A 10,876-nucleotide genomic window follows, 5' to 3' on the forward strand; every position below is an offset into this window, starting at 1 on the left:
CGTCGGCTTGCGGCGCGCGTGCGAGCGCGGCGGGCAACTGCGTGGGTAACGGCGGGGACAACTGGGGTGACAACTGCGGAGACAACGGCGGTGACAACTGCGTGGGCGATGTCTCGAACGACGGCGCGGCCGCTTGCTCAGGCAGCGGCACGATCGGCCCAATCGCCCGCAACGACGCCGACGACAACGTTTGCGTCCTGCGATCGCGCGTCGCCGGAGCAGGCGCAGCCAGTTGATTCGCGCCGCAGCGAGGGCAGAAAATCAACGGTGCATCGAATGTGGCGGCGCAGTTCACACAGTGCTGCGCGGCGGTGTCGCTTCGACCAGGTTCGTTGAACATGCGAAGTGCTAATCGATTGAACGGCAATCGGCGATCGGCAATCAGCAGCAAGGATTCGCAAGGAGCGCAAACGTGCGGAAACAAGCGCGAGCCATCGCCAAAAGGGCCGCTTCAATATGGGCCACTTCTTTATGAAGATCAATCGGCGGATTCCGCCAGCGTGGCGGATGGAGACAGGCGGCTGGCGCGCGAAGCCCGAATGCCCCCATACAGGTGCACAGACAGGCGTAACGGCAGGAAAAATGCCGGACAAACGCGCTCAGGTATTTGAGACAACGTCTCAAAAAACCCACGCTGATAAGCCGCAAACGCCGATGTGGCGAATGCGCGTCATTTTGCCGCCACGGGCCATCCGTCCCCCGGTGTGACAATGCTCGAAACGAACCAAGGAGTCATCCGATGCTGTCACCCGCCGCGGTATCCGACATCGTTGTACGTCGTATCGGACGTACGCCCACGGCCCCGGCCGTCTCGGCATCCGCGCGCTGCTCGGGATGCGCGATGCGCCACCTCTGCGTGCCGCAAGGCGTCGCATCGGACGATCTGCCCAAGCTCGAAGCGCTCATTTGCAGCGCGCGCCGCGTGCGCCGCGGCGAGGCGCTCTACCGTTCGGGCGAACGCTTCGACAGTCTCTACGCCGTTCGCTCCGGTTCGCTCAAGACGACCATCGTGCATCGCGACGGCCGCGAGCAGATCACCGGTCTGCGTCTCGCGGGCGAAGCGCTCGGCCTCGACGGCATCGCCAGCGACGTGCACGCCTTCAGCGCGGTCGCGCTCGAAGACAGCTCCATCTGCATCATTCCCTACGACGCGCTCAAGACGCTGTGCCGCGAAATCGGCGCCATGCAGGACCGCATGAACCGCCTGATGGGCGACCAGTTCAACCGTGAAGCCTCGCAGATGATGGTACTCGGTTCGCTGTCCGCCGAAGAACGCGTGGCTGCCTTCCTGCTCGACGTGTCCGATCGCAACGCGCAGCGCGGCTACTCGCACGCCGAGTTCCATCTGCGCATGTCGCGCGAAGATATGGGCAGCTATCTCGGCATCACGCTCGAAACGGTGAGCCGCATTCTGTCGCGCTTCCAGAAGCGCGGCCTGATCGAAACGCAGGGCAAGTTCATCCGTATCGACGACCTCGAAGGTCTGCGCGCGCTGTAAGTATCACGCCGGGCTTCGCGCCCGGGGTTCACGCCGAATTCACGCAGAAACTCAGGCGTTCGCCGCGCGCCGCTGCCGATAGTGAATCTGCGCGGGCACGCGCAGCGACTCGGGGGCCGCCTTGCCTTCGAGCAGCGCAAACACGCAGCGCAGGCTGTGCTCGGCGAGCTGCCCGCTGTCCTGCACGATGGCGTCGATCTGCAGCGGCAGGCAATCGAGCAACTGATGATCGTCGAAGGTCATCAGGCGGCCAGGCGCCTGCGCCAGCCGGTGCGCTTCGTTAATAAACTCCAGCACGCCCTCGAGCAGCGTAATCGAGCCCGCGAACAGCGCCTCGGGATACCGCCCGTGCGTCTCGAACCACGCTTTCATCAGCGCATAGCCGGACTCGCGCTGATAGTCGCGCTGGAACACCCAGTCGTCCTGTTCGGCCACGCCTTGCGTCGCGAGCGCGTGCCGGTAGCCAGCCAGACGGTCGCGGCTCGCGGAAAGCTCGGGCTGGCCGCCGAAATACACCACTTCGCGCGCGCCCTTCGCGAGCGCCTCGCCCACCAGGGTCGCCACGGTTTCAGCCGCGTCGGTCACCACGTAAGGAATCGCGCTGGTTTCCACGCGGCGGTCGGCGAACACCAGCGGCAGACGCTTGACCCATTGCTCGTAGCGCGGCGCGTCGGCCGTGCACGGCACCACCACCACGCCATCCACCTGATGCGAAACCAGATGCGCGATGCCTTCGGTCTCGCGCACGGGGTCTTCGTCGCTCGTCACGATCACGAGCTGATAGCGATACTGCTCGCGGCACTGCGATTCGAGCGCCTGCGCGAGCGCGGCGTGCGCGGAGTTGGTGAGATCGGGGATCACGAGACCGAGCGTGTTGCTGCGCCGCGAACGCAGCGCGCGCGCCGACTGCGACGGCGTGAAATGGTGATCCCGCGCCACCTGGAGCACGCGCTCGACCGTGGCCGCCGAAATGCGGTAACGCTCGGCGTTGCCGTTCAGCACCATGCTGGCCGTGGTGCGCGAGACTTCCGCAAGGCGGGCGATGTCGTCGATGGTCAGACGCTCGAACTGGGACACGCGGGCTTCCTGCTGGATTGTGGGTGGATTCGATACGGCGGCGCGCTTTGCAACGTCTGCGGCAACGTCATGAGGCAACTCGTTCGGCAACTCGTTCGGCAACTGCGTGCGGCAACTGCGAGCAACGGCTTGCGGCAAACATCATGAGGCCAACGGCGTGCAGCGAAAGAACCGGCGCGGCTCGCGCGCAAGGGGACGGCGTGAGAGGTGCGCCCCGATCGTGTCGGGGCGCATGAAGCGCATCGTGCGCGGGTCCACGCGCACGATGGTACTACGGAAGATTACTGCTTGTAGAGATTCAGCGGCACCGGAATAAACTTGTCGACCGGCTGGCCGTCGACGAGCTTCTTCGCGGTCTGCACGCCGTACTGGCCGATCAGTTCCGGCTGCTGCTGCACGGTCGCGGCCATCTGGCCGGCCTTCACGGCGGCGATCGCGTCGTCGGTGGCGTCGAAGCCCACCACCGCCACGTCCTTGAGGCCCGCAGCCTGGAGTGCCTTGACCGCGCCCAGCGCCATTTCGTCGTTCTGCGCGAACACGCCCTGGATGTCCTTGTTGCTCTGGATGATGTTCTCCATCACCGAGAGACCCTTGGCGCGGTCGAAGTCGGCCGGCTGCTTCGTGGCGATCTTCACGCCGCCCTTGGCAGCGATTTCATCGTCGAAGCCCGCGCCGCGCTCGTTGGCCGCCGAGGAACCCGGAATGCCTTGCAGCTCGACGATGTTGCCCTTGCCGCCCAGCTTCTCCGCGAGGAAGTCGGCCGCCATCTTGCCGCCCGCCTTGTTGTCCGAAGCGATATGCGAGCTGACTTCGGCGCCGTTCACGCTGCGGTCGAGCGAGATCACCTTGATGCCCTTGCTGGTCGCTTCCTTCACCACGTTCGCCACCGCCGACGAATCGGTCGGGTTGATCAGGATGACGTTGACCTTCTTCTCGATCAGATCTTCGACGCTGGCCTGCTGCTTGGCCGGGTCGTTCTGCGCGTCGACGGTGATCAGGTTCACGCCGTCTTTCTTCGCTTCGTCTTCCGCGCCCTTCTTGAGCGAGACGAAGAACGGATTGTTCAGCGTCGAGATCGACAGGCCGATCGTGACCGCGCCGCCCGAAGCCGGCGCCGCTGCCGAGGCGCCGCTCGCGCCCGCGTCCGACGAACCCGGACCTTCCTTCGAGCAGGCCGCGAGGCCCAGCGCGAGCGAACCGGCGACGAGCGCCGCAAACAGTTTCGAGAACGTCGGCGATTTCAGGGTGTAGTTCGATTGCTGCATAGTCATCCTCCTCGTATTTATGTGTGGAGTTGCATCGATGGTGAATCAGTTATTCAGGATTACTACCAGACTCAAACTGTTGGCTTACGACTTCTTGTTGCCGCGGTCGATCAGCACGGCGAGCAGGATCACGCCGCCCTTGATGACCTGCTGATAGAACGACGACACGTCGAGCAGATTCAGGCCGTTGTTCAACACGCCGATCAGCAGCGCGCCCACGAGCGTGCCGAAGATCCAGCCGCGTCCGCCCGTGAGGCTCGTGCCGCCCAGCACCACGGCGGCGATAGCGTCCAGCTCGTAGCCCGTACCGGCGGTCGGCTGCGCCGAATTCAGCCGCGACGTGAGCACCACGCCCGCAAGCGCCGACATCACGCCCGAGATCGTGTACACCCACAGTTGAATGCGATCGACCTTCACGCCCGAGAGCTTGGCCGATTCCGCGTTGCCGCCCGTCGCGTAGACATGGCGGCCGAACACGGTCTTGCGCAGCACGACCCAGAACACGCCGAACATCACGAGCATCAGCACGACGGGAATCGGAATCAGGCGCGCGACATAGCCGCCGCCGAGCAGCGAGAAGAAGTCGCTGTTGAAGCTGCTGATCGGGCTGCCGTTCGAGACCACCAGCGCGAGACCGCGCAGCACGGTCATCGAACCGAGCGTGGCGATGAACGGCGCCACCTTGCCCTTGCTGATGACGATGCCGTTGGCGAGGCCCATCAGGCCGCCCGCCGCGAGACCCGCGACGGTCGCGACCAGCGCGTTGGTGCCCGAGCTGAGCAGCGTCGCGATGATCACCGATGACAGCGCGAGCACCGAGCCCGCGGAAAGATCGATGCCGCCGAGCAGAATCACGAGCGTCATGCCGAACGCGATCAGCGCGTTGATCGACGCCTGCCGCATCACGTTGAGCAGGTTGTCGACCGTGAGGAAGTCGCGGCTCACGATGGAGAGCGCGACCGCTATGATCAGCAGCGCGATAAAAGGTCCGAGCTTTTGCAGCGTCGCCCTGCTGCTGGGGGTCATCGTCAGTTGCGCCATGTCGAGTCTCGCGAATGTGCCTTGAATGCAGTGTTAAAGTGCGCGGCCTGAGCTCAGGCCGCTGCTTGCGGCGTGTCGTGCTGCGCCGCATGGCCGCCTGCAGCGGCCGTCATGATCTGTTCCTGGGTGGCGCCCGCCGCCTCGAAAATGCCAGCCTGGCGGCCCTGATGCATCACGAGAATGCGGTCGCTCATCGCCAGCACCTCGGGCAGTTCGGACGACACCATCACGATCGCCACGCCCTGCTCCGCGAGCTGGTTGACGATCGTGTAGATCTCGGCCTTGCCGCCCACGTCCACGCCGCGCGTGGGTTCGTCGAGCAGCAGCACCTTGGGCGGCTTCGCGAGCCACTTGGCGAACACCACCTTCTGCTGGTTGCCGCCGGAGAGCGACTTCACGTCGAGTTCCGCGTCGCGCGTGCGCACGCGCAACTGCTTGATGAGGCCGTCGACTGCGCCGCGTTCGGCCTTGTCGTTGACGAAGCCGAGCTTCGCGTAGCGATCCAGATGCACGAGCGTGGCGTTCTCGCGCACCGACATGCCGAGCACGAGACCTTGCCGCTTGCGGTCTTCGGTGACGAAGCCGATGCCCGCCGCAATCGCGCTCGATGCATCGCGCACGTCGAGCGGCTTGCCGTCGAGCTTCACGGTGCCCGCGCGCTTGCGGTTCGCGCCGAACAGCGTGCGCAGAATCTCGCTGCGGCCCGCGCCCATCAGCCCCGCGATGCCGAGCACTTCGCCCGCGCGGACCTCGAAGCTCACGCCTTCGATATGGCCGTCGTCGGCGAGATTCTCGACCTGCATGCGCACCGCGCCCGGCGTGTGATTGCGCTTCGGAAAACGCTCGCCGATTTCGCGGCCCACCATCAGGCGCACGATCTCGTCGAAGTTCGTCTCGGGAATCGCGCGCTCGCCCACGAAGTGACCGTCGCGCAGCACGCTGATCTTGTCGCAGATGCGGAAGATTTCTTCCATGCGATGCGAGACGTAGACAATCGCCACGCCGCGCGACTTCAGCTGCTGCATGATCTCGAACAGCGTGTCGATTTCGCGGTTCGTGAGCGCGGCCGTGGGCTCGTCCATGATCAGCACTTGCGCGTTCAGCGAGAGCGCCTTGGCGATTTCCACGAGCTGCTGCTGCCCGATCGACAGCAGTCCGGCTTCGGTTTGCGGATCGATGCGCTGCGCGCCGACCATGTCGAGCCACGTGCGCGCCGCTTTGCGCATTGCGGCCGTATCGACCATGCCAAAGCGGCTCGGCTCGCGGCCGAGAAACAGGTTCTCCATCACCGTGAGCTGCGGAATCAGATTCAGCTCCTGGTGAATGATGGCGATGCCCGCGCGTTCGGCGTCCACGGTGCTGCGGATCTGCACGGCTTTACCGTCGATCAGCACGGCGCCCGCGTCGGCCTGATACACGCCGCTCAGGATCTTCATGAGCGTCGATTTACCGGCGCCGTTCTCGCCCATCAGCGCGTGAATCTCACCCGCCTCGATGTGGAAATCGACGCCTTCGAGCACCCGCACGGGGCCGAACGCCTTGCCGATGCCCTGCATCTTCACTTGCATCATCGACCTCCTAGAAGATCACGCCCGAATGCAGGATCACATTCGCGTAAGGACTGCATTCGCCGGTGCGGATCACCGCTTTCGCCTCGCGGCAGCGGCGCTTGAATTCCTCGTGCGGCACTTCCTCGATGGCCACCTGCGCGCCGGCCAGCTCGCGTTCGCGCGCGACCACGGCGGCGTTATGCGTCTGGGCTTCGCTCGCGAACACCGCGCGCTCGGCCTTGAAGTCGGCGAGCACGCTGTCGAGCACATCGAAGAAACCCGGCACGCCGAGCGACATCGACAGGTCGATGCATTCGACGCCTTCAGGAATCGGCAGACCGCAATCGGCGATCACGAGGCTATCGGTATGGCCCATGCCGGCCAGCACGCGCGCGATGTCGCGATTCAGATGTCCGTGTTTTTTCACTGCGTATTACGCCTGCTGATTCAGAAATGCTTCGAGTTCGGCGAGCGTGGGCATGCCGCCCTGCGCGCCCGCGCGCGTGACCGAGAGCGCGCCCGCCGCGTTCGCGCGGCGCACGGCTTCGCTCATGCCCAGATGCCAGAAAGCCGCCAGCGCGCCGTTGAAGGTGTCGCCCGCGCCGGTGCTGTCCACGGCCTCGACCGTGAAGCCCGGCTGATGCGCGAGCGTGCCGTCGGCCTGCGTGAAGTACGCGCCGTCCTTGCCGTGCGTCATCGCGATGCGGCCCGGACGGGTCGCGAGCGTGCGCGCCCAGTCGGCTTCGGGCTGTTGCAGCGCGGTCGCGAGTTCGTGTTCGTTCGGCGTGAGCAGCGTGGCGAGTTCGATGAGTTCGTCGCTGAGCGCCACGGCGGGCGCGGGATTCAGGAAGAACGGCTTGCCGTGTTCCTTCGCGCGGCGCGCCGCGTGCAGCACGGTCGCCATCGGCACTTCGAGCTGGGCGAGCACGACGTCGGCTTGCGCGAAAGCGTCGCTCGCCGCGTCGATATGCGCGGGCGTCAGTTCATCGTTCGCACCCGCCACGACGATGATCGCGTTGTCGCCGCCCGAAACCGTGATCGAGGCGATGCCGGTGGCCTCGCGGCCCGTGCTCACGTGGCGGATGTCCACGCCGGCGCGCGCGAGCGTCGCCTTCATTTCGTTGCCGAAGGCGTCGTCGCCCACGCAACCGATCATCGTCACGTCGGCGCCCAGACGCGCCGCGGCCACGGCCTGGTTTGCGCCCTTGCCACCCGGATGGGTCGAGAAACGCGTGCCGAACAGCGTCTCGCCCAGACGGGGAAACGTGTCGGTCGCGACGACCATGTCCATGTTGATACTGCCCACCACTACGACGCGCGCCATGGCACTCCTTTCGACGGCTTTCGGCGCGTTATCCGCGCCTGCGATTTTTCACCGTGCTAAAACGTAATCAGCTTGGGAGCGCATTTATAGCAGAGTTCTGGCGGTCGAGAAATAGCCCTAGGGTAATTGCGGATACTTTGTCCGAAATGAGGGAACGGACACACGCAATATGGAGAAAAACTACATGATTTACGTAGAAAAACTACGCGCGTTCGATGGACTCGAACGCGCGCGAATGTCACTTCAATCATTCGGAATACTGATGATTATTTTGCGCCCGCTTCAGGCGCACATCGTCAGCCTTATTTCGGAATCAGACGGCCGAGCGGCGCGAGCGGACCCACCGGCGTGAGATCGAACGTCATCAAGCCGTTTTCGACCAGCGGCAGCGTGTCGAGCACCGCCTTGGCTTCTTCCACGGTCGCGGCGTTCATCAGGAAGATCACGCCGGGCGTGTCGTGACGAAACCAGAACTGGTCGATCTTGCCGTCGAGATAAAGCTGAAGCGTGTGCGGCACTTCCCTCGGCATGATGCGCTGCTGCTGTTCATCGGTGAGCGGCTTGATGATCGATCCGACTGCGAAAACCTTCATGGGAAATCTCCTGTATTCGAGCGTCGTTGCGACGTGCAACGGAGATCACTGTAGCGGTCGGGCCGGAAAAGCAGTATCGTCGCAAATGACAACTTTAGGGTCATTTACGCCATGCGCATCGCCGTGCTCGCCCTCGAAGGGCTTTTCGATACCGGACTCGCCGTGGTGCTCGACACGCTGCGCGCCGCCAACAATCTCGGCGCGCGCGTCACGGGCGGCGCGCCGCATTTCGAAGTGAGCGTGGTGGGCGTACGCAAGCGGGTGCGTTCGGGCCACGGCTTCACGATTCCCGTGCAGCCCGTCACCGCCGATCTGAAACCCGACTGGGTGGTCGTGCCCGCGCTCGCGGCCGTCACGCCCGAGACCTTGCTGCCCGCACTCGCGCGCGCGGACGTGCGCGACGCCCAGGCGCAATTGCGCGCGTGGCGCGCGCAAGGCGTGTTCGTGGCGGCGTCGTGCATCGGCACCTTCGTGCTGGCCGAAGCGGGGCTGCTCGACGATCGCGAAGCCACCACCACGTGGTCGCTCGCGCCGTTGTTCCGGCAGCGTTATCCGCGCGTGCGGCTCGACGAATCGCGCATGCTCGTGGCGACCGACGCGGGCGCGACGGCGGGCGCGGCGATGGGGCATCTCGATCTCGCGCTCTGGCTGGTCCGCAAGCAGAGCCCCGAACTCGCGACGGTGGTCTCGCGTTATCTGCTGGCCGATATTCGCAGCTCGCAGGCGCCGTACATCATCCCGAATCATCTGTCGCAGGCCGACCCGCTGATCCAGCGTTTCGAGCAATGGTCGCGCACGCACCTCAAGCACGGCTTCTCATTGCAGGAAGCCGCGGGCGCGCTGGCCACGAGCCCGCGTTCGCTGCAACGGCGTTGTCAGGAGGTGCTGGGGAAATCGCCGCTGGCGTACTTTCAGGATCTGCGCGTCGAACGCGCGCAATCGCTGCTGCACGGCAGCGGACTCGACATCGACGCGATTGCCGCCGAAGTGGGATACGAAGATGGGGCGACGCTGCGCACCTTATTGCGTCAGCGTCTCGGGCGCGGCGTGCGCGATTTGCGCGCCGCGCTGCGGTGATTGTGCCTTGATCGCGCGATGCCGGATCAGCCCGGCATGCTCGCCACCGACGAGGCGAGCGGCACGATGGCAGGCAGCGCGTTCGCCATGACCTTGTCGCGGCCCGCGGCTTTCGCGCGATAGAGATTTTCGTCGGCAGCCCTAAGCGGGTCGACGGCGAACTCGTCGCCGAAATCGCTCGTGAACGCGCCAATCGACACCGTCACGCGCTTCGCCTGAGTGCGCGCGCGAATGTCGAGACTGCGCACTGCCACGCGCATCGCCTCGCCAATCGCGATGGCCCCATCGCGCGCGCAACCGGGCAACAGCACGACGAATTCCTCGCCGCCGTATCGGCATACGGCATCGTCCTGACGACGCAAGCACGCTTGCAGCGCATCGGCGATCAGACGCAGGCAGACGTCGCCCGCGCCGTGCCCGTAGGCGTCGTTGTATTGCTTGAAGTGATCGACGTCGACCATCAGCACCGACAACGGGCTCGCGCGATGGCGCGCCGAAAGATGCTCGCGCGCGTACGCGGCGTCGAACCACCCGCGGTTGTAGAGGCCCGTCAAGGCGTCGCGATTAGCCTTTTCTTCGAGGTCTTCGTTCAGCTTCGCGAGCCGCGAATAGAGCATCGCGATCTCGACCAGCAGCGCCGCCAGCAACGCCGACGAGGCGATCATCGACGCCAGGCGCGCGCCATACCAGCCGAGCGTAAAGCGGGCGGAACCGGCGAGCGTGAGCACCACATCGGCGAAAAAGGCGAGCAGCGCAATCGTCAACCAGATATCGAGCACCGTGCGCAAACGGCCCGAGATGAGTTGCGCGACGAGCGCCGTCACGCTCACGAACACGACGAACACCGTGACGGGGCTGTGCTGAAGCGCGGCATACGAACCGTCGCGGATCAGCACGGGCAGCCAGTCGCTCGCGCGCACCGCGATCAGGCAGCCGAGCGCGCTGCCGCCGAGCGCGAGCCACACCATCCAGCGCGCCGGTCCGAGGCGCAGCGCCGCTTTTTTGCCCGCGAACCGGCGCAGCGCGAAACCGATGAGGATGAGCGAGGGAAAGCCGCAGTGCCAGAGCACCCAGATCCAGACCGCCGTCTGCCTGCCCGCGCCGAGCAGGCCGGTGGGCGAGAACACGCCCGGGAAAATCAGCAATTGCACCGCGCAGGTCAGGCTGCTGAACGCATAAGCCGCCGACAAGGCCGCATCGAGCGGCGACTTGCCCATGCGGTAACGCACCCACATCAGCAGCGCGGTAATCGATTCGGTCACGACGACCGCCGTGCAAAAAACCGGCACGAAAGGCAGACACGCGGACAAAGGCGTGGCGGCACGCGGCAGAATCGCCGCAACCAGCAGTCCGATGCACAGCGCCATGCCCACGGCAATCCAGCGATGCAGGCGCGTCGGACGCCGGGAAGTAATCAACTTATTCATTCTTTTTACAAACGGCTTGCGAAA

The 10,876-nt window shown here is 65.0% G+C and carries 11 protein-coding genes; 2 read left to right on the plus strand and 9 right to left on the minus strand.

Features of this window, described 5'->3' with window-relative positions; all coding sequences use genetic code 11:
* Positions 1–391 (minus strand): hypothetical protein (locus LDO54_RS12035; RefSeq protein WP_224010509.1); only part of this gene is annotated, 391 nt, incomplete at its 3' end.
* Between the two features lie 450 nt (positions 392–841).
* Between LDO54_RS12035 and LDO54_RS12040 the strand changes: the two genes are divergently transcribed.
* Positions 842–1,498, plus strand: a complete 657-nt coding sequence (locus LDO54_RS12040) for a helix-turn-helix domain-containing protein (protein ID WP_224010649.1) — start codon at positions 842–844, stop codon at positions 1,496–1,498.
* Positions 1,499–1,549: 51 nt separating this feature from the next.
* On the opposite strand, the gene LDO54_RS12045 is transcribed toward LDO54_RS12040, so the two are convergent.
* The 7 genes from LDO54_RS12045 to LDO54_RS12075 form a co-directional block, all read right to left on the minus strand.
* Positions 1,550–2,575 (minus strand): substrate-binding domain-containing protein, encoded by a 1,026-nt coding sequence (locus tag LDO54_RS12045; protein WP_224010510.1) that lies wholly within the window; start codon positions 2,573–2,575, stop codon positions 1,550–1,552.
* A 281-nt stretch (positions 2,576–2,856) separates the two neighbouring features.
* Positions 2,857–3,840, minus strand: coding sequence for a ribose ABC transporter substrate-binding protein RbsB (gene rbsB / locus LDO54_RS12050; RefSeq protein WP_224010511.1), 984 nt, complete (start codon positions 3,838–3,840; stop codon positions 2,857–2,859).
* 84 nt (positions 3,841–3,924) lie between these two features.
* Complete coding sequence (locus tag LDO54_RS12055; RefSeq protein ID WP_224010513.1) at positions 3,925–4,881, minus strand: ABC transporter permease; 957 nt, start codon at positions 4,879–4,881, stop codon at positions 3,925–3,927.
* Between the two features lie 53 nt (positions 4,882–4,934).
* Positions 4,935–6,452 carry a sugar ABC transporter ATP-binding protein gene (locus tag LDO54_RS12060; RefSeq protein ID WP_290371074.1) on the minus strand — a complete coding sequence of 506 codons (1,518 nt, stop codon included), beginning with the start codon at positions 6,450–6,452 and terminating at the stop codon, positions 4,935–4,937.
* A 7-nt stretch (positions 6,453–6,459) separates the two neighbouring features.
* Positions 6,460–6,858: a D-ribose pyranase gene (gene rbsD, locus LDO54_RS12065; RefSeq protein ID WP_224010515.1), complete on the minus strand. Its 399-nt coding sequence runs from the start codon at positions 6,856–6,858 to the stop codon at positions 6,460–6,462.
* 6 nt (positions 6,859–6,864) lie between these two features.
* Positions 6,865–7,755 carry a ribokinase gene (rbsK, locus tag LDO54_RS12070; protein ID WP_224010517.1) on the minus strand — a complete coding sequence of 297 codons (891 nt, stop codon included), beginning with the start codon at positions 7,753–7,755 and terminating at the stop codon, positions 6,865–6,867.
* Between the two features lie 302 nt (positions 7,756–8,057).
* The gene (locus LDO54_RS12075) at positions 8,058–8,348 is read right to left on the minus strand and encodes a hypothetical protein (protein WP_224010519.1); all 291 of its coding nucleotides are present in this window, start codon (positions 8,346–8,348) and stop codon (positions 8,058–8,060) included.
* 111 nt (positions 8,349–8,459) lie between these two features.
* Between LDO54_RS12075 and LDO54_RS12080 the strand changes: the two genes are divergently transcribed.
* On the plus strand, positions 8,460–9,425 hold the full coding sequence (locus LDO54_RS12080) for a GlxA family transcriptional regulator (protein WP_224010521.1): 966 nt from the start codon (positions 8,460–8,462) through the stop codon (positions 9,423–9,425).
* Between the two features lie 26 nt (positions 9,426–9,451).
* Here LDO54_RS12080 and LDO54_RS12085 read toward each other — a convergent pair whose 3' ends face one another.
* Positions 9,452–10,852: a sensor domain-containing diguanylate cyclase gene (locus LDO54_RS12085; RefSeq protein ID WP_224010523.1), complete on the minus strand. Its 1,401-nt coding sequence runs from the start codon at positions 10,850–10,852 to the stop codon at positions 9,452–9,454.
* Positions 10,853–10,876 lie beyond the last annotated feature (24 nt).

The sequence above is a fragment of the Paraburkholderia tropica genome (assembly GCF_914484835.1).
Lineage (GTDB): Bacteria > Pseudomonadota > Gammaproteobacteria > Burkholderiales > Burkholderiaceae > Paraburkholderia > Paraburkholderia tropica_A.

Bases quoted from the DNA above. Each gene is read 5' to 3' on its own strand.
- LDO54_RS12080 (WP_224010521.1), top strand. From the start codon at position 8,460: ATGCGCATCGCCGTGCTCGCCCTCGAAGGGCTTTTCGATACCGGACTC.
- rbsK (WP_224010517.1), bottom strand. From the start codon at position 7,755: ATGGCGCGCGTCGTAGTGGTGGGCAGTATCAACATGGACATGGTCGTC.
- LDO54_RS12085 (WP_224010523.1), bottom strand. From the start codon at position 10,852: ATGAATAAGTTGATTACTTCCCGGCGTCCGACGCGCCTGCATCGCTGG.
- LDO54_RS12040 (WP_224010649.1), top strand. From the start codon at position 842: ATGCGCCACCTCTGCGTGCCGCAAGGCGTCGCATCGGACGATCTGCCC.
- LDO54_RS12055 (WP_224010513.1), bottom strand. From the start codon at position 4,881: ATGGCGCAACTGACGATGACCCCCAGCAGCAGGGCGACGCTGCAAAAG.
- rbsB (WP_224010511.1), bottom strand. From the start codon at position 3,840: ATGCAGCAATCGAACTACACCCTGAAATCGCCGACGTTCTCGAAACTG.
- LDO54_RS12060 (WP_290371074.1), bottom strand. From the start codon at position 6,452: ATGATGCAAGTGAAGATGCAGGGCATCGGCAAGGCGTTCGGCCCCGTG.
- LDO54_RS12075 (WP_224010519.1), bottom strand. From the start codon at position 8,348: ATGAAGGTTTTCGCAGTCGGATCGATCATCAAGCCGCTCACCGATGAA.